A 17173-nucleotide genomic window follows, 5' to 3' on the forward strand; every position below is an offset into this window, starting at 1 on the left:
CAGCAGCACCGCAGTCCACTCGGCCCACTCGGGGAGGCGGAGGGGCTCAGGCGGGGAACGGCGCGAAGGAACGGTGATCGCGCCGCAGCGGATGGCCCTCGGGGACCTCGACCAGCACGATCGGCAGGCCGTCGGGGTCCTCGATCCACATCTCCACCAGCCCCCACGGTTCCAGCCGGGGCGGCCTGGACACCCGTACGCCGGCCTCCAGCAGCCGGTCGTACTCCTTCTGGACGTCGCGAACCTGCAACCAGATCGCCGTGCCCTCCTGTCCGGCGCCGGAGCCGTGCGGGGAGATCTCGAGGAGCCCCTGCCCCAGGAAGAACACCACCCCGGGGTCCTCGGCCGGCCCGAATTCCCGGCTGACGGCCAGGCCCAGGACGTCACGGTAGAAACGGCGGCTCTCGACACCGTCGGCCGGTCGCAGGAGTATGCGGCTGCTCAGCACTTCCACGTGACGGTCGTGCCCATCTGGGGCATGCGGTTAAGGATGGATTACGGCAAGCGGCGGCCAAGCCTTCCGGGCCCTTCGTCCCTCCGGCGGACGACGGACGGCCCTGCCGCCACGAGGGGTACCGGACGTTAGTGTGCCGACGGCCCATGAGATCACTGTGGAGGTCCGCATGACTGAAGACACCGCACCCGCGGGCATGCCGCGCCTGGACAAGCTCGACCGCGAGGAGTGCCTGCGGCTGATCTCGCCCGGCGGGGTGGGCAGGATCGCCTTCAACAACCCCAGCGGGCCGGTGATCCTGCCGGTCAACTACACGGTCGAGCAGGGCGCCGTGCTGTTCCGGACGGCACTCGGCGGCCCGATGGACGCCGATTTGCGCACCGGGGTCGAGGGGGCCGATTTCATGGTGGCCTTCGAGGTCGACCACATCGACGAGAGCACCCGGGAAGGCTGGAGCGTGCTCGTCCGCGGCGGGGCGCACCACGTGACCGGCGACGTGAACAAGAAGGTCGAGACGTGGGCGGGCGGCGAGCGGGAGCTCTACATCCGGATCGTGCCCGTCGAGATCAGCGGCCGGCGCATCCAGCACGGATAGCCGGGTCATGGACGCCTGGGTCGTGGCCCGGCCGGGGCCCGTCTCGACGCGGCCGCTGGAGCGGTCCGCGCTGCCGGATCCCGTGCCCGGGCCCGGGGAACTGCTGGTCCGCGTCGAGGCGTGCGCGGTCTGCCGCACCGACCTGCATCTCGCCGAGGGCGACCTCCCCCCGAGACGCCCTCGTACGGTGCCCGGCCACGAGGTCGTGGGACGGGTGGCGGGGCTCGGCCCGGACACGGCGGGGCCGCCGCCCGGCGCCCGCGTGGGGGTGGCCTGGCTGCGCTCGACCTGCGGCCGGTGCCGCTACTGCCTGCGCGGCGCGGAGAACCTGTGCCCCGCGTCCGCCTACACCGGCTGGGACGCCGACGGCGGGTACGCGGAGCTGCTGACCGCCCCCGCGGCGTACGTCTACCCGCTGCCGGAGGACCCCCCGGCGGAGACGCTCGCGCCGCTGCTGTGCGCGGGGATCATCGGATACCGCGCGCTGGTCCGCGCCGGCCTGCCCCCGGGCGGGCGGCTGGGGATCTACGGTTTCGGCGCGTCCGCGCACCTGACCGCCCAGATCGCGATCGCCGAGGGCGCGACCGTGCACGTGATGACGAGGTCGGCGGCGGCGAGGGAGCTCGCGCTCCGGCTGGGCGCGGCCTCCGCCGCGGGCAGCGCCGACCCGCCGCCCGAGCCCCTGGACGCGGCCATCCTGTTCGCCCCGGTGGGCGACCTCGTGCCGGTCGCGCTGGCCGCGCTCGACCGGGGCGGCACGCTCTCCGTGGCGGGGATCCACCTCACCGACATCCCGGTGCTGAACTACCGGCGCCACCTGTTCCAGGAGCGGACGCTGCGCAGCGTCACGGCCAACACCCGCGCCGACGGGCACGAGTTCCTGGGGCTCGCGGCCCGCCACCACCCGCGGGTCGCGACGACGCCCTACTCCTTCGACGCCGCCGACCGGGCCCTGGCCGACCTGGCCGCCGACCGCGTCGAGGGGGCGGCCGTCCTGCTCATGGACCGGTGACGGGCGGCACCGGCTCCAGGCGGAACAGGCCGCCCTTCACGTCCGTGGGGCCGCCGGCCGGTCGCGCCGTCCTCCCGGCGAGCGCCATCAGCACGTCGGTGGTGGTGACCAGGCCCCGAAGAACGTCGTCAGGCCCGAGCACGGGGACCGCGCCGCAGTCGGCGTCGGTCATCAGCGCGGCGATCTCGCGGAGCGGGGCGTCCGGGGCGACGCGGGGACAGCACCGCCCCCGCACGAGCGTGCGCACCGCCGCCAGGGACTGCTCGGCGGGGCCGCCCGACCAGTGCGCGGCGACGTCCTCACGCGTGAGCACGCCGACGAGCCGCGAGCAGGCGTCCACGACCGGGAGGTGGTGGACGCCTGCCCGCCACATCAGTTCCCAGGCCATGAGCGGCGACTCCTCCGGCTCCACCGTGACGAGCGTCCGGCTCATCACCTCTGACGCGGTCATGGTCTCGACGCTCATCGAACTTTCCCGCCTTCCGCCGGGCCGGTCCCCGGGGGCGCGCCCGCGGAGACGTCCCGGCCCACGTCGTCCGTCTCGTACGTCATGGAGGACTCGACGTCCACCACCCCGTCCACCCGCCAGACCTCTCCGATCAGAGCGCAGAGCTGGGACCGCCGTTCCACTCCGCCGTCGAGGTGGACGACCCCGCCCTCAATCCGTACGGCGCAGTCCCGGGAGTGGCGGGCCACCACCTCCAGGACGTCGTCGCGAAGGTCCTCGGCGGGCCGGCAGAACGCCCTGATGAGGTCGGACTGTTTGACCACTCCGGTGATCCGCCCGGTCTGCCCGTCCACCACCGGCAGATCCTTGATCCTGTTGCGGTGCATCAGCATGGCCGCCCGCCTCAGCGGGGTGTCCTCGGTGACCGTGATCGCGGGGCTGCTCATGATCTCGGAGACGGTGCGGCCGTGCGCTTTCCTGCGCTCCCTGTGCCGGGACGGCCCCTCGAAGAGCAGATCGCCGAGCCGCCTGTCCAGGTCCTTGAGCAGCAGGTCCTCGTCGCTCACCATGCCGACCACCCGCCTGTCGGCGTCGACGACGGGGACGGCCCCGACATGGAACCGGCACATCGCGGTGACCACGTCGGTGAACGAGGCAGTCGCCTCGACGGCCACCACGAACCTGTTCATGACGTCGCGGACGGTCATCGGCATGACACCCTCCCTCGTTCTCCCCAGCCTTGGCCACAAGCGGCGGCGGGGCGACCGGCGAACGTCCCCCTACCGTGGGACCTATGTCCCGGGGGTCCCATTAAGCGAATATCCGCCAGTACCTTGTGTGTTGTGCAGAATGCCGCGATCCTCACCGTCGACGACGACCCTTCCGTCTCCCGGGCTGTGGCTCGTGACGTACGCCGCCGATATGGCGACCGTTACCGGGTGATCCGAGCCGAGTCCGGCCCCAGCGCGCTCGAGGCGCTGCGTGAGATCAAGCTGCGCGGCGAGCAGGTCGCCGTCATCCTGGCCGACTACAGGATGCCCCAGATGAACGGCCTCGAATTCCTCGAGGCGGCCATGGACGTCTTCCCGCTGGCGCGCAGGGTGCTGCTGACCGCCTACGCGGACACCGACGCGGCCATCAACGCGATCAACATCGTCGACCTCGACCACTACCTGCTCAAGCCGTGGAACCCGCCGGAAGAGAAGCTCTACCCGGTGCTTGACGCGCTGCTCGACGCCTGGCTCGCCACCCCCGCCGTGACGATGCCCGAGACCAAGATCGTGGGTCATCGCTGGTCCGCGCACTCGTTCACGGTGCGCGACTTCCTGGCCCGCAACCTCGTGCCGTACCGCTGGCTGCGGGCCGACGAGGCCGAGGGCGTGCGCCTGCTGACCGCCGCCGGGATGAGCGAGACGGACGTGCCGGTGGTGATCACCACGGACGGCAAGGCCCTGGCGCGGCCCACGGAGGCCGACCTCGCCGCGCATGTCGGCATGGCCACCACCCCGGCCGCGGATCTGTACGACCTCGCCGTGATCGGCGCGGGCCCCGCGGGTCTCGGCGCCGCGGTGTACGGCGCGTCCGAGGGGCTGCGCACCCTGCTCGTGGAGCAGCGCGCCACCGGCGGCCAGGCCGGGCAGAGCAGCCGCATCGAGAACTACCTCGGCTTCCCCGACGGCGTGTCCGGCGCCCAGCTCACCGACCGCGCCCGCAGGCAGGCGCTCAAGTTCAACACCGAACTGCTCACCACCCGGGAGGTCGTCGGCCTCGAACGCAGCGGTTCGGCCACGGTGCTGCGCTTCGTCGACGGCACCGCCGTGACGGCGCACACCATCGTGCTGGCGACCGGCGTGTCGTACCGGCTGCTGGACGCGCCCGGCCTGGCCGAGTTCACCGGCCGCGGCGTCTTCTACGGCGCGGCCGCGACCGAGGCCCCGAGCTGCGCCGGAGAAGAGGTCTACATCGTGGGCGGGGCGAACTCGGCCGGCCAGGCGGCGGTGTACTTCTCCCGGTTCGCCAGCAAAGTGCACATCCTCATCCGGGGTGATGACCTCACCCGGTCGATGTCGCGTTATCTGATCGACCAGATCGAGGCCATCGCGTCGATCGAGGTCCACCCGCGCACGCAGGTGGTCGGCGGCCAGGGCCGCGACCACCTCGAGCGCCTGACGCTGTGCGACGGGCGGACCGGCCGGACGACGACCGTGCCGGCGTCGTGGCTGTTCGTCTTCATCGGGGCGGAACCGCGCACCGACTGGCTCGGCGACGTGGTCGCCCGCGACGCGAGCGGCTACGTGCTGACCGGCTCCGACCTGCTCGCGGACGGCAACCGCCCGGCAGGGTGGACGCCGTCCAGGGACCCCTATCACCTGGAGTCGAGCATGCCCGGCGTCTTCGCGGCGGGCGACGTACGGGCCGGGTCGGTCAAGCGCGTCGCCTCGGCCGTGGGCGAGGGCGCGATGGCGGTCTCGCTCGTGCACCGTTACCTGGAGGCCAGATGACCGACCATCCGAGTGAGCCGACCCTGTCACCCGACGAACTGCGCACGCTCTTCCTGTTCGAGTCGCTGGACGACGCGCAGCTCGTCCGGCTGTCGGAGGCGGGCCGGGTGGAGCAGCGGCTCGCCGGCACCCTCGTCTACCAGGAGGGCGATCCCGCGACCTGCTTCTTCGTGCTGCTGAGCGGCACGGTCGCGATGAGCAGGCGGGTGCAGGGCGACGAGGTCGAGGTGAGCCGCACCGGCCAGCGCGGCGTGTACGGCGGCGCCACCCAGGCGTACATCACCGGTGAGTTCTCCCAGCTCTACCTGAACACGCTCACCGCGCTCACCGACGCCGAGTTCTTCGTTCTGCCGGCCGAGGTGATCGGTGCCTGCGTGCGCGAGTGGTTCCCGATGGCGATGCACCTGCTGGAGGGGTTGTTCCTCGGCATGCGCGCCACCCAGACGATCGTCGGCGAGCGGGAGCGGCTGCTCGCGCTCGGCTCGCTGTCGGCCGGCCTGACGCACGAGCTGAACAACCCGGCGGCCGCCGCCGTACGGGCGACGTCGGCGCTGCGCGAGCGGGTGGCGGGCATGCGGCACAAGCTCGCCATGATCGCCGACGGGCGGCTGGACGGCAGTCAGCTGCACGACCTGGTGGAGCTGCAGGAGGACGCGGTCAAGCGGTCGGCCTCCGCCCCCGACCTCACGCCGCTGACGCGCTCCGACGCCGAGGACGCGGTCGCCGACTGGCTGGACGACCACGACATCGTCGGCGGCTGGGACCTGGCGGCGACGCTGGTGGCCGGCGGCCTCGACGCGGCCTGGCTCGACCAGATCGCCGGGGCGGTGGGCGAGGAGAACCTGGAGGCCGCGGTCCGGTGGCTCACCTACACGGTGGACACCGAGCTGCTGATGTGCGAGATCGACGACACGGTCAACCGGATCTCCGGCCTGGTCGCGGCCGCCAAGCAGTACTCCCAGCTCGACCGCGCCCCGCACCAGACGGTCGACGTGCACGACCTGCTCGACGCCACGCTGACCATGCTGCACGGCAAGATCCCCGAGGGCGTGTGCACGGTCAAGGAGTACGACCGGTCGCTGCCGCCCATCCCGGCGTACGCCGCGGAGCTGAACCAGGTGTGGACCAACCTCATCGACAACGCGCTCGGCGCGATGGACGGCACGGGCACGCTGACCCTCCGCACGCGGCGGAAGGACGGCCACCTGATCGTCGAGGTCGGCGACACCGGTCCCGGCATCCCGCCCGAGATCCGGCCCCGCATCTTCGAGCCGTTCTTCACCACCAAGCCCGTCGGCGAGGGCACCGGCCTGGGCCTGGACATCTCCTACCGGATCGTGGTCAACAAGCACCACGGGGACATCCGGGTGGAGTCGGCGCCCGGGGACACCCGGTTCCGGGTCTACCTGCCCCTCGTGCAGGCGCCCCGAGAGGACCGGCCGTAGGGAACCCGGCGGGGACAGACGCACGGGCCGGTGGCCGTACAGTGAGGGCGTGGGCATGGTCAGCACCGTGGGTCTCGTCCTGCATCCGCAACGCGACTCCAAGGAGGCGATCGACACGATCGTCGAGTGGGCGCGCAAGCGGGACTGCACGGTGCTCGGGCTGCCCGACGAGGTCGGGCGCATCGACTGCAGCGCGGTCGCGGTGGACGCCCCGGCCCTGGTGAGACGGTCCGACCTCCTCGTCAGCCTCGGCGGCGACGGCACCATGCTGCGCACGATGCGCCTGATCGCCGGGCGGCCGACCCCCGTCCTCGGCGTCAACCTGGGACGGCTCGGCTTCCTCGCCGAGATCGACGTGGACGAGCTAGCGCCCGCGTTGTCCGCGATCGACGAGCACAGATACACGGTCGAGCCACGGATGGCGGTCCGCGCGACCAGCCACGACGGCCGGATGGTGACCGCGTTCAACGACATCGCCCTCGTCCGCATCCCCGGCGACGGGCTCGCGGCCGTCTCCGTCTCGGTCTACGGCGAGCCGTTCGTGCGGTACGCCGCCGACGCCGTGATCGTCTCCACCTCCACCGGGTCCACCGCGTACAGCTTCTCGGCCGGCGGCCCGATCGTCTCCCCCACCGTCGAGGGCTTCCTCGTCGTCCCCGCCGCCGCCCACTCGGCGTTCAACCGGGCGCTGGTCCTGTCGGCCGACGAGGAGGTGACGCTCGACGTGCTCCCCACCAGCGGACAGCTCGCGCTGGAGGTCGACGGCACCATCGGCGGCCACCTGTGCCCAGGCGACCGGCTCACCGTGACCGCGTTGCGCGCCGCCGCCCGCGTGGTGCGGCTCGGGACGACCACCTTCTACGAGCGGGCCCGGCGCAAGCTCCGCGTGAACGGCAGCGCCGAGATCGACTGAGCCGGCCTCAAGGGCCGATCAGGGGGACGGCGTGGGCGCCCACAGTCCCGTCGCGGTCCCGTCGCGCAGGTGCCCGCGGTAGGTGACCACCTTGTCGTGGATGACCGCGAGGCTCGCGTCGAGCTCGGCGATCCGTGCCCTGACGGTGCGCTCGTGCTCCTCAAGCAAAGCGAGGCGCTCGTGCTCGTTGCCCGGCCCCGACCGTACGAGCTCGGCGAACCTGCGCAGGGTGGCGATGGACATGCCGGAGTCGCGCAGCCGGTTGCACAGGACCAGCCACTGCACGTCCGCCGGGTCGTACACCCGCTGCCTTCCGGCCGATCGGGGGATCGGGCGGAGGAAGAGCCCCTCGCGTTCGAAGAACCGCAGCGCGTGCACGCTCAGCCCGGTCGCCTCCGAGACCTGCCCGATGGACAGAGCTTCCGTACGCCTGGTCATGCGGCGGATCGTACAGCTTGACCTGGAGCACACTCTAGTTTCTACCGTCCTTCTCATGACGACACAGCACAGGATCGGCAGTGGTTTCGGTGCCCGCAGCACCGCGCGCGAGGTGCTCGCGGGCATCGATCTGTCCGGGCGGACGGCCCTGGTCACCGGGGGGTACTCCGGGCTCGGCCTGGAGACGACGCGGGCGCTGAGCACGGCGGGGGCTCAGGTGATCGTCCCCGCGCGCAGGCCGGCGGCGGCGAAGGAGGCGCTGCGCGACATCCCGGGCACGGAGACCCGCGAGCTCGACCTGGCGGACCTGCACAGCGTGCGCGTGTTCGCGGAAACGCTCGTCGAGACCGGCAGGACCATCGACATCCTCGTCGCCAACGCCGGCGTCATGGCCTGCCCGGAGACCCGCGTCGGCCCCGGGTGGGAGGCCCAGTTCGCGGTCAACCACCTCGGTCACTTCGCCCTCGTGAACCGCCTCCGCCCCGCCCTGGCCGGCGGAGGATCGCGGGTGGTGTCGGTGTCCTCCGCCGGCCACTTCGCGACCGGGATCCGATGGAACGACATCCACTTCCGCGACGGGTACGACAGGTGGCTGGCCTACGGCCAGTCGAAGACGGCGAACATCCTGTTCGCCGTGCGCCTCGACGCGCTCGGGGCCGCCGCCGGCGTACGGGCCTTCTCCCTGCATCCGGGCGAGATTCTCACTCCCCTCCAGCGGCACATCCCCCGCGAGGAGCAGATCGCCCTCGGCTGGATCTCTCCGGACGGCACGGCGGCGGAGGGCTTCAAGACTCCGGAGCAGGGCGCGGCCACGACGGTCTGGGCGGCGACCTCTCCCATGCTCGCGGATCGGGGCGGGGTCTACTGCCAGGACTGCGACGTCGCCGAGCTCGCCACGGGCGACGACATGGACACCGGAGGGGTCAAGCCGTGGGCGATCGACCCCGGGGAGGCGTCGCGGCTCTGGGATCTGTCGTCCGAGCTCACCGGCGTCGACGCGTTCTCCTGACACGGACAGCCTCCTGACACGGACAGCCTCCTGACGCGGCCGGCCGGGGCGGCGCGTGCGCGCCGGCCCCGGGGACCGCGTCCGTGTGGCCTACAGCAGGTTCTCGATCTCGGCCAGTTCCCCTGCGGTGAGCGGGGGCGCGTCGAGGGCCGCGATGTTCTGTTCGAGCTGCCCGACCGAGCTCGCCCCGATCAGCACGGACGTGACCCGCGGGTCGCGCAGGATCCACGACAGGGCGAGCTGGGCGAGCGACTGGCCGCGCTCCTGTGCGATCTTGTTGAGCCCGCGCAGGGTCTCCAGCAGTTCGGGGGTGAGCCGGTCGCGCGTGAGGAAATGGCCGATCGCCATCCGGGAGTCGGCCGGCACGTCGCCGTCGAGGTAGCGCCCGGTGAGCAGGCCCTGCGCCAGCGGCGAGTACGCGATGCAGCCCGCTCCTGCCTGCTCCAGCGTGTCGAGCAGCCCGTCCTCCACCCAGCGGTCGAGCATGGAGTAGCGCGGCTGGTGGATCAGGAGCGGGGTGCCCAGCTCGCGCAGCACGGCGGCGGCCCGCTCGGTCTGCTCGGCGGAGTAGTTGGAGATGCCCACGTAGAGCGCCTTGCCGGAGCGCACCGCCGTGTCGAGGGCGCCCATGGTCTCCTCGATCGGGGTGTCCGGGTCGGGCCGGTGGGAGTAGAAGACGTCGACGTAGTCGAGGCCCATCCGGCTCAGCGACCGGTCGAGGCTGGCCAGCAGATACTTGCGCGACCCCCACTCGCCGTACGGCCCGGGCCACATGTCGTAGCCCGCCTTCGTCGAGATGAACAACTCGTCCCGGTAGGGCCGGAAGTCCGCGGCCAGGTGACGGCCGAAGTTCTCCTCCGCGGAGCCGTACGGGGGGCCGTAGTTGTTGGCCAGGTCGAAGTGGGTGACGCCGAGGTCGAAGGCCCGGCGCAGAACGGCGCGCTGCACGTCGAACGGGTGCCCGTCGCCGAAGTTGTGCCACAGGCCGAGGGAGATCTCGGGAAGCAGCACCCCGCTCCTCCCGCTGCGCCGGTACCGCATGTCGTCGTACCGGGTGGGGACGGGGGCGTAAGGGTTCGGGATCATCCGTGACCTTTCTTCGTGCGGCCGTGGCCCGTGCTTAGCCGGGGCCTTGCTCCAGGACTACCAGGAAACCGCACGTGTCAACGGCCCGGCAGGTGGGGCGACACCCCGAACCCGGACCGGCGGGGCCGGCCTGTCGCCGCCCCTCAGCGCACGCCTCTGGGGCGGAACTGAACGCTGATGCGGGCGCCGGCCACGGTGGCGGACTTCGGGATCGCGTGCTCCCAGGTGCGCTGGCAGCTCCCGCCCATGACGATGAGGTCGCCGTGGCCCAGCTCGTGCCGCACCGTCGGGCCGCCCCCGCCGCGCGGACGCAGCAGCAGCGGGCGCGGCGTGCCGACCGACACGATCGCGACCATGGTGTCCTGCGTGCTGCCGCGCCCGATCGTGTCACCGTGCCAGGCCACGCTGTCCCGGCCGTCCCGGTAGAGGCACATCCCGGCCGTGCGGAACGGCTCGCCGAGCTCCTCCTCGTAGTGGGCGTCGAGCGCGTCCCGCGCCTGGACCAGCACCGGGTCGGGAAGCTCCTCGTCCTCCTCGTAGAACTTCAGCAGACGGGGCACGTCCACGACCCGGTCGTACATGTGCCTGCGCTCGGCGTGCCACGGCACCACCTCGAGAAGGCGTTCGAAGAGCGCGTCGGCCCCCTCGATCCAGTGCGGCCTGACGTCGATCCAGGCGCCCCGGTCGAGCGGGGTGCGCCGCACCGACGAGCCGAGCGGGCCGACGTGAACATCCTCGTCCCAGTCGAGGAGCGAAGCCTGGAAAGTCCTCATGCCCACCAGCATATTCAAACACGCATTCGATCATGCCGGTGCCGGGCACGCCCGTGCTCGCCACGATGATTCAGGGGCCGTCCAGCAAACGGACCTGGCAGTGCAGCTCGGCGCCGACCCGGTCGAGCAGGACGGCGAAGCCCGCACGCGTGGCCGGCCGGAACCCGAGGAAGAACCGGTTGGCCAGGGGCACCCCCCAGCGCATGCGCTCGGCCACGTTGCGGACCCGGTGCATCAGCAGGGTGCCGGCGGGATCGGGCGCGAGGCGATACTCGCCCCGCCACCACCAGCCGCCCTGCGCGGCCAGCCGGTCCGGGCCCACCTCGACCGTCATCGCGTGGCCGGGCGCGGCCAGAACGAAGCGGTCCGGCCCGCCCGTGAGCGTTCCGCCGTGGTCGGCGAACGGGAAGCAGTTGTCGCGTCCCACCGGCCCCGGCCGTACGCGCAGGAGCAGGCCGGCCACACGCTCGACCGGCGCCTCGACGACGCCGCGCACCTCGCACAGGAGGGTCCCCGCGGACGTCACGGCGCGCCGATCCGCGTGTTCTGGAACGACGCGAAGCGCTGGGCCCCCTTCAGCGGGCCCTCGAACAACGCCCGGTGGCTGTCCTCGATGGCCCGGCGGCCCTCCATGTGAAGGCCGAAGAACGTCACATAGTCGGCGTCCTCGGTGAACAGCCCGGCGAACGCGGCGGCGTCTCCGTCGTTCCAGGCTGCGGTCAGCGCGTCCAGCAGTCGGCGGATGTCGTCGGACATGGTGGCGGCTCCTCTCGGGTGACCGCGAAGCCGCCTATCCTTCGAGTGCGAGTCCTGATCGGCCGCTTCGCGGTGGTCGGGTCCGGCGCCGGCCGGATGTTGACGCATCCGGCCGGCGCGTCACTGTCGGTCGAGCTGTCCGGCGTTCGAGTCGGCACTCCAGGCGATCCGGCCGGACCGGATCTCCGCGAGGGTCCTGCGGACCCACTCGAGTTCCGCGGCCTTCATCGCCCGGTCGTACTCCACTTCGAGGACCAGCACGCGCGGCAGACCGGAACCGGCCAGCCCCTCGATGTGCGCGTCGGCGGAGACGATCGCGCCCTCCAGCGTGGCGGCGCGGGTGCCCAGCGCCCGCTCCACCTCGGGAACCGGAAGGCATCCCATCAGCGACACCGCGGCCAGGAAGACCTTGGTGTCGCCGTCCGGCTGTTCCAGGAGACGGCGCAGCCGGGTGCTCAGCTCGGCCCGCCCCTCCTCGGTCACCCGGTAGACCGTGCGCTCCGGCCGGCGGCCCTCCCTGCTGGTTTCCACGGGAACGATGAGTTCCTCGCGGGCCAGCCGGTCGACCGCGTGGTAGAGGCTGCGCGGCAGGCCCCCGATGTAGTCCTTGTGCGTGTCGACGACGAACCGGTGCAGCTCGTAGGGGTGGGCGGGCCGTACGGACAGCAGGGCGAGCACCGTCAGCCCGACCAGATCCCTGTCCGCCCGCCTCATCACTCCCCCATTGGCTTATTGCACTCCGCACTATAGCGAGACGCAATGCAACAGGGAACCCCCGTGCGCCAACGCGCACGGGCGGCGGCGCACCACCCCGGCCTCGCGCATGCGGCAGGTGCAGATGTACGCGGTGAACGAGGGCGTCGAATGGACGGTGCTGACGAACGGGCAGGTGTGGCAGGTCTACCACCTCACCGGCGGTCTCCCGGTCGTCGTCGACCTGACCCTGAAGGTCGACCTCCTCGACGAAGGGGGGATGAGCGGGAAGGCCGACGCTTGAACGCCTCCTTGCTTGATCTGCCGCAGATCAAGTTCCACGGATCGCGCAGGCGCGAACAACGGCGCCTGCGCGGTTCACGTCGCCGGCTACATCAGGGACCGTCTGCGGCACGGCCGATGACCGCGCCCGAGGCCCCGCTCACCCGGCCGCGGCGGGGTCGGCGACGACAGCGGCGGTGATCTCGGCCTGAGCGGCCAGCGCGACGGCGAGGGCCTCGGGGTCGTCGGCGTCGAGCGTCATCGCGCATCCCAAGCGGATCGCGTCGAGGTCCACCGTCCCGCGCCTGGTCGCCCACCAGCGGCCGACGTCCGACCGCCAGATGATCCAGCCGGTATGGACCCGTGCGATGTCCTCCAACGTGGTCATGTCACCCATCTCCAACGGCTGCTCGCGGAAGTGGGCCAAGCTAAGCGCTTTTGAAGCGGTTGGAGTATCAGCCAGAGGACGTCCAATCACAGCCAGTAGCCACGCGAACACAGAATCTCCCGTAGTGTCAGCGTGTCACGCTGACGCAGTGTGCTGGGGGTGCGACATGCCGGCCAACCACCGCCATCCGCCGAATCGCCGGCTCGCGTGGGAACGCCTGCAGCGCGGGTGGTCCTACGAGGAGCTGTGCGAACGCATCCGTGCGTCCATGCGGGCGTGCGGTGAGAAGGACACCGGCCTGACGGCCAACACGGTGCGACGGTGGGAGACCGGCGAGCGGTGGCCGGATCCGCGCTACCGCAAGCATCTCGTGACGATTTTCGACAAGCCCGCGAGCGAACTGGGACTGCTCACCCCCGACGAGATGGCCATGCGGCCGGTCACGGAGGTGGTGGACGAGATACGGAGGCTGCTGAGCATGATCGTCGCAGAAGGCATCGACCGCTACACGTTCCTGCGGGGGCTTCTCGGCGCGGGCGTGCTCGCTCCGCTCCTCGGCGAGGGCGGCGAGCGTCTTCCCGCGGCGGTCGAACGCGGGCGCGGTGTCGACGCCGAGTCGGCCGAGGCGTTCGCCCGGGTCGTCGACAAGCAGGCCGCCCTCTACTGGACCTCGCCGCCCGACGACATCTTCCAGGCGTCGGTCGCGCACACACGGCTCGGCATGAGCCTGTTGCGAGGGGCGCCGGAGGGACCGGTCCGGCAGACACTGGCCGAGGCCGCCGCACGCTCGGCCCTGCTGTCGGGCAGGGTCGCCTTCTTCGACCTGAACGACGGCCCCACCGCGGCGCGGCTGTACCGGATGGCCCTGTCGGCCACCCGGGAGTGCGGAGACCATCCGCTCGCCGCCGCCGTGCTCGCCCACGCGGCGTTCGTGCCGGGGTTCGAGGGCCACCGTACGGACGCTCTGGGCCTGCTGGACGCGGCGTTCGCGCACGCCTGGCACGGCGTCGGCCCGCTGACCAGGGCGTGGTTGCACTGCGTGGCGTCGGAGATCTCGGCCCGCTGCGGCGAACCGAAGGAGTGCATGCGCCACATCGACCGCGCCGACCACATGGTGGACGCGGGCGGCGACGACCCGGCCTGGCTGGACTTCTTCGAGCGGGCCAGGCTCGACGGCTTCGCCGGCTACAGCGCGCTGACGGCGGGCAACCACGAAGAAGCGGCCCGCCGCCTGGTCAAGGCGCTGGACGACCTGGGCCCGAACGGCGGCAAGCAGCGTTCGGTGCTGCTCGCCGACCTCGCCGCCGCGCACGCCCCGGGGGACGGCGACCAGGCCGCCGAGCATCTCAGGCGGGCGGTCGACGCGCTGGAGGACCAGTGGTACGCGATCGGGCACGACCGCGTCCGCGGCGTGCTGAAGGTCCTGCCGCCCGCGGCGGCGACGCGGGCGCTGGACGAACGGCTCACCGAACTCGGCCGCGCCAGACACCCCGAGCTCACGATGTGACGGCGGCCCCCGCCCGCCACGCCGCGCGCAGCGCCTCGATCTCCGCCGGGGAGCTCGCGCGGGCGATGTACGGGATGTCCAGCAGGTGTCGCGTCGCGTCGGCCGACAGGCGCTCACGCACGACGGCGGAGTCGTCGAGCACCTGGCCGTACAGCGACGCCCCGTCCATGCAGAAGACGTCGACGAGCACGGTTCTTCCGTCCACCGCCCGGCGCACGTTGCCGTGGTTGAGGTCGAGCCCGTCCCACCACGGCATCCGCGCCCGCCACTCCTCGTCCACCGCGAGGGCGGTCCGCCGTACGGCGTCGAAGGCCTCGTCGCCCGCCCCCTCGCGCCACCGCCGGGCGACCTCGGCCGCCTCGGCCTCCTCGGCAGGGGTCAGGAACTCCAGGACCGTGAGCGAGCCGCCGCCGTCGAGGCCCTCGGCGAGCGCCACCCCCGGCAGGTACGGGTTGCCGGGGCAGCGGCGGCACAGCTCCAGGAAGGCCGGATAGGCCGGGTCGAACGGGCAGATCCGCGCCGCGAGCAGGCCGCGTGGTGAGCGCAGCCCGACGGCCCAGTCGCCCACTCCACAGGGTGTCCAGCCGAGCCTGACGAGGTCGGCCAGCGCGTCCCGGTGGTTCACCGCCCCCCAGTCACGGCCGAGCCATGGCATGACATCCGGATCGTGATCGGATCGCATCCGACCACTCTAGAGATTCGTCGTCCTGCTGAGCTTCTCCCAGCGGTCCAGGTCCTCACGGAGAGTCTCGTGGTGGGCGCGGATGGCCTCCTTGGCGTCGTCGCCCAGGGCGAGCCGCAGCGGCGGCTCGTCGTCGAGGACCCGGAGGATCGCCTGCGCGGCCTTGGCCGGGTCCCCCGGCTGGGTGCCGTCCATGCCGTCCACGAAGGACCTGGTCGTACCCGTGGACACCCGGTAGGCGTCGATCGGCTCAGAGCGGTGCATGCGACGGCCGCCGAACTCGGTGCGGAACGCGCCCGGCTCCACGATGAGCACCCGTACGCCGAAGGGCGCGACCTCGGCGGCGAGCGCTTCCGACAGCCCTTCCAGGGCGAACTTGGCGGCGCAGTAGGCGCCGAACCCCGGCATGCTGAGCTGCCCCGGAGAACATGACCTCCATCAGCCCGCGCAGCTGCGCCGGGCGAGACCCTCCCGGCCAACACTCGCTCCCTGCAGGGGTTACAGTCAGGGCCTGTGACCCCCGAGCTGCGTCATCTGCGGTATTTCGCCGCCGTGGCCGAGCATCTGAGCTTCACCGTCGCCGCGCGGGAGCCGCACATCGCCCAGCAGTCGCTGTCACAGCAGATCGCAGCACTCGAGCGCACTCTCGGCGCACGGTTGTTCGACCGCGACACCCGGGGCACGCGACTGACCGAGGTCGGCCGGGTGTTCCTGCCCGAGGCGCGGGCCGTCCCGGCTCGGGCGGACGCGGCCCTGGAAACCGCCCACAGGGCGGTGCGCGGCAAGATCGGCCGGCTTCGGGTGGCCTTCCTCGTCTCAACCGCGAACTACATGATGCCCCCGGTCGTCCGCGCGTTCCGGGAGCGGTACCCGGATGTCGAGCTGCTCGCCGAGGCCGTCGGCATCGCCGAGCTCGTAGCCGGGCTGCGCGAGGACCGATACGACGCGGCGTTCACCCGGCCGCCGCTGGTCGGCGACCTTGCGACCGCGACGCTGGTCGCCGAGCCCGTCTGCGCGGTCCTGCCGGCGGGTCACCCGCTCGCCGGACGGGCCGAGCTGTCGCTCGCCGATCTGGCCGGCGAGCCGTGGGTCCTCACCCCGCGCGGCTCGTGGCCACCCTGGCATCGCAAGTACGACGAGGACTTCCGTGCTGCGGGCTTCGAGCCGCGGGTGGTACAGCGGGCCGACGGTGTGCCGAGCCTGCTCGGTCTGGTCGCCGCCGGTGTCGGCGTGACGCGGCTCGCCCGGTCCTCGCACAGCCTCCGGCGCAGCGGTGTCGTCTTCGTGCCGCTCTCCGGCGACCGGGCCGAGACCGTCATGGCCTGGCACCCCGCGCGCGACCGGCAGGCCGTACGGAACCTGCTCGCCGTCGCGGCGGAACTGGCCGCCTCGATCGATCTCACCGCGGCCGGTTGAGCGATCAGTCGCCGTTGTGCTTGCGGATCAGGGCGGGCAGCTCGGCCAGTGAGTCGACGTGGAACAGGCACGCCCGGGCGGCCGGCTCGTGCCGGAGGATGTGCCCCCAGGGACCCCGCCGTACGAGGGCGGTGCGCAGCCCGGCCTTCTGGGCGGGCCGGATGTCGTTGTCGAGGCGGTCGCCCACGTAGAGGACGGACTCCGCCGGGCATCCGGCCTCCGCCACCACACGGTCGAAGAAGGACGCGTCGGGCTTCTCCACACCCCAGCCGTCGGAGGTGCCGATCACGTCCACGGGCAGGTCGAGGGCGCGCAGGATGGTCTCGGCGCGGGCGGTCTGGTTGCCGGCGAGGCCGACGCGCAGTCCCATCTCCCGCAACTCCGCCAGGCAGGGCCGGGCGTCCGGATAGAGGTTCTCCTCGCCGAACGTCTCGGCCTGGCCTTCCCTGGCCCTGCGCTCCCGCTCCGCATGGAGGTCGAATCCGGGCCGGAAGTGCTGGAAGGTGTCCCGGTAGTCGCCCCCGCGTGCGATCACGGCGCCGAACACGGCGGAGAAGGTGTGCCGCGGGACGCCCAGCCAGTCGGCCCAGGTGCCGTACTCGCGGGTCTCGTCCACCAGGGTCTCTCCGACGTCGAAGAAGACCGCCTCCAGCCGCATCGGTACCTCCCGTCTCTCACGCTGCATGCACCTTACGCGGATTCGGCCGGCCTTCACTGCCCTGTCGGGCAGGACCGAAGCCACCGTGACGGCAGAAAAAGATTCGGTTACGGCAGG

The 17173-nt window shown here is 72.0% G+C and carries 22 protein-coding genes; 9 read left to right on the forward strand and 13 right to left on the reverse strand.

The window, feature by feature from the left end; translation table 11 throughout:
• Positions 1–46: 46 nt before the first annotated feature.
• Positions 47–454, reverse strand: a complete 408-nt coding sequence (locus ACQPZZ_RS32450) for a VOC family protein (protein WP_363646609.1) — start codon at positions 452–454, stop codon at positions 47–49.
• 169 nt (positions 455–623) lie between these two features.
• On the opposite strand from ACQPZZ_RS32450, the gene ACQPZZ_RS32455 reads away from it, so the two are divergent.
• A complete protein-coding gene (locus tag ACQPZZ_RS32455; protein WP_363646608.1) occupies positions 624–1049 on the forward strand; it encodes a pyridoxamine 5'-phosphate oxidase family protein in 426 nt (141 codons plus the stop codon).
• Between the two features lie 7 nt (positions 1050–1056).
• A complete protein-coding gene (locus ACQPZZ_RS32460; RefSeq protein ID WP_432925370.1) occupies positions 1057–2061 on the forward strand; it encodes a zinc-binding alcohol dehydrogenase family protein in 1005 nt (334 codons plus the stop codon).
• Here ACQPZZ_RS32460 and ACQPZZ_RS32465 read toward each other — a convergent pair.
• Entirely contained in the window at positions 2048–2527 is a 480-nt protein-coding gene (locus tag ACQPZZ_RS32465; protein ID WP_432925372.1) for a CBS domain-containing protein, read from the reverse strand. The genes ACQPZZ_RS32460 and ACQPZZ_RS32465 overlap by 14 nt on opposite strands.
• Positions 2524–3222 (reverse strand): CBS domain-containing protein, encoded by a 699-nt coding sequence (locus ACQPZZ_RS32470; protein WP_432925374.1) that lies wholly within the window; start codon positions 3220–3222, stop codon positions 2524–2526. The genes ACQPZZ_RS32465 and ACQPZZ_RS32470 overlap by 4 nt, the downstream gene beginning before the upstream one ends.
• Positions 3223–3351: 129 nt before the next feature.
• Here ACQPZZ_RS32470 and ACQPZZ_RS32475 point away from each other — a divergent pair, with 129 nt between their 5' ends.
• From ACQPZZ_RS32475 to ACQPZZ_RS32485, 3 genes are read left to right on the forward strand one after another with little or no spacing between them, the layout of a single operon-like run.
• The gene (locus ACQPZZ_RS32475) at positions 3352–5010 is read left to right on the forward strand and encodes an FAD-dependent oxidoreductase (RefSeq protein ID WP_432925376.1); all 1659 of its coding nucleotides are present in this window, start codon (positions 3352–3354) and stop codon (positions 5008–5010) included.
• Positions 5007–6455, forward strand: coding sequence for an ATP-binding protein (locus ACQPZZ_RS32480; protein ID WP_432925378.1), 1449 nt, complete (start codon positions 5007–5009; stop codon positions 6453–6455). The genes ACQPZZ_RS32475 and ACQPZZ_RS32480 overlap by 4 nt, the downstream gene beginning before the upstream one ends.
• A gap of 55 nt (positions 6456–6510) precedes the next feature.
• Positions 6511–7368: an NAD(+)/NADH kinase gene (locus ACQPZZ_RS32485; RefSeq protein WP_363646661.1), complete on the forward strand. Its 858-nt coding sequence runs from the start codon at positions 6511–6513 to the stop codon at positions 7366–7368.
• 18 nt (positions 7369–7386) lie between these two features.
• Here the strand turns inward: ACQPZZ_RS32485 and ACQPZZ_RS32490 are convergent, their stop codons facing one another.
• On the reverse strand, positions 7387–7806 hold the full coding sequence (locus tag ACQPZZ_RS32490; RefSeq protein ID WP_432925380.1) for a MerR family transcriptional regulator: 420 nt from the start codon (positions 7804–7806) through the stop codon (positions 7387–7389).
• 55 nt (positions 7807–7861) lie between these two features.
• Here ACQPZZ_RS32490 and ACQPZZ_RS32495 point away from each other — a divergent pair, with 55 nt between their 5' ends.
• Positions 7862–8815, forward strand: a complete 954-nt coding sequence (locus ACQPZZ_RS32495) for an SDR family NAD(P)-dependent oxidoreductase (protein ID WP_432925382.1) — start codon at positions 7862–7864, stop codon at positions 8813–8815.
• A 90-nt stretch (positions 8816–8905) separates the two neighbouring features.
• Here the strand turns inward: ACQPZZ_RS32495 and mgrA are convergent, their stop codons facing one another.
• The 5 genes from mgrA to ACQPZZ_RS32520 all read right to left on the reverse strand — a co-directional run bounded on the left by mgrA (position 8906) and on the right by ACQPZZ_RS32520 (position 12144).
• Complete coding sequence (gene mgrA / locus ACQPZZ_RS32500) at positions 8906–9901, reverse strand: L-glyceraldehyde 3-phosphate reductase (protein WP_432925384.1); 996 nt, start codon at positions 9899–9901, stop codon at positions 8906–8908.
• A gap of 143 nt (positions 9902–10044) precedes the next feature.
• A complete protein-coding gene (locus tag ACQPZZ_RS32505; protein WP_432925386.1) occupies positions 10045–10674 on the reverse strand; it encodes an alpha-ketoglutarate-dependent dioxygenase AlkB in 630 nt (209 codons plus the stop codon).
• A 70-nt stretch (positions 10675–10744) separates the two neighbouring features.
• Entirely contained in the window at positions 10745–11200 is a 456-nt protein-coding gene (locus ACQPZZ_RS32510; RefSeq protein ID WP_432925388.1) for a hypothetical protein, read from the reverse strand.
• Positions 11197–11430, reverse strand: coding sequence for an SgcJ/EcaC family oxidoreductase (locus ACQPZZ_RS32515; RefSeq protein WP_432925390.1), 234 nt, complete (start codon positions 11428–11430; stop codon positions 11197–11199). Before ACQPZZ_RS32515 ends, ACQPZZ_RS32510 begins: the two co-directional genes overlap by 4 nt.
• 120 nt (positions 11431–11550) lie before the next feature.
• Positions 11551–12144 carry a PadR family transcriptional regulator gene (locus ACQPZZ_RS32520; RefSeq protein ID WP_432925392.1) on the reverse strand — a complete coding sequence of 198 codons (594 nt, stop codon included), beginning with the start codon at positions 12142–12144 and terminating at the stop codon, positions 11551–11553.
• Between the two features lie 109 nt (positions 12145–12253).
• Here ACQPZZ_RS32520 and ACQPZZ_RS32525 point away from each other — a divergent pair, with 109 nt between their 5' ends.
• Complete coding sequence (locus ACQPZZ_RS32525; RefSeq protein ID WP_432925393.1) at positions 12254–12427, forward strand: hypothetical protein; 174 nt, start codon at positions 12254–12256, stop codon at positions 12425–12427.
• A gap of 138 nt (positions 12428–12565) precedes the next feature.
• Here the strand turns inward: ACQPZZ_RS32525 and ACQPZZ_RS32530 are convergent, their stop codons facing one another.
• Positions 12566–12793: a hypothetical protein gene (locus ACQPZZ_RS32530; RefSeq protein ID WP_432925395.1), complete on the reverse strand. Its 228-nt coding sequence runs from the start codon at positions 12791–12793 to the stop codon at positions 12566–12568.
• A 166-nt stretch (positions 12794–12959) separates the two neighbouring features.
• On the opposite strand from ACQPZZ_RS32530, the gene ACQPZZ_RS32535 reads away from it, so the two are divergent.
• A complete protein-coding gene (locus tag ACQPZZ_RS32535) occupies positions 12960–14300 on the forward strand; it encodes a helix-turn-helix domain-containing protein (protein WP_432925397.1) in 1341 nt (446 codons plus the stop codon).
• On the opposite strand, the gene ACQPZZ_RS32540 is transcribed toward ACQPZZ_RS32535, so the two are convergent.
• Positions 14290–14982 (reverse strand): hypothetical protein, encoded by a 693-nt coding sequence (locus ACQPZZ_RS32540; RefSeq protein WP_432925398.1) that lies wholly within the window; start codon positions 14980–14982, stop codon positions 14290–14292. The two genes, ACQPZZ_RS32535 and ACQPZZ_RS32540, sit on opposite strands and share 11 nt — an antisense overlap.
• Positions 14983–14991: 9 nt before the next feature.
• Positions 14992–15390: an SDR family NAD(P)-dependent oxidoreductase gene (locus ACQPZZ_RS32545; protein ID WP_432925400.1), complete on the reverse strand. Its 399-nt coding sequence runs from the start codon at positions 15388–15390 to the stop codon at positions 14992–14994.
• A gap of 105 nt (positions 15391–15495) precedes the next feature.
• Here ACQPZZ_RS32545 and ACQPZZ_RS32550 point away from each other — a divergent pair, with 105 nt between their 5' ends.
• Positions 15496–16398 carry a LysR family transcriptional regulator gene (locus tag ACQPZZ_RS32550; RefSeq protein WP_432925402.1) on the forward strand — a complete coding sequence of 301 codons (903 nt, stop codon included), beginning with the start codon at positions 15496–15498 and terminating at the stop codon, positions 16396–16398.
• A 4-nt stretch (positions 16399–16402) separates the two neighbouring features.
• On the opposite strand, the gene ACQPZZ_RS32555 is transcribed toward ACQPZZ_RS32550, so the two are convergent.
• Positions 16403–17056: an HAD family hydrolase gene (locus tag ACQPZZ_RS32555; RefSeq protein ID WP_432925404.1), complete on the reverse strand. Its 654-nt coding sequence runs from the start codon at positions 17054–17056 to the stop codon at positions 16403–16405.
• Between the last annotated feature and the right edge of the window lie 117 nt (positions 17057–17173).

It is taken from the genome of Microbispora sp. CA-135349 (assembly GCF_050947365.1).
Lineage (GTDB): Bacteria > Actinomycetota > Actinomycetes > Streptosporangiales > Streptosporangiaceae > Microbispora.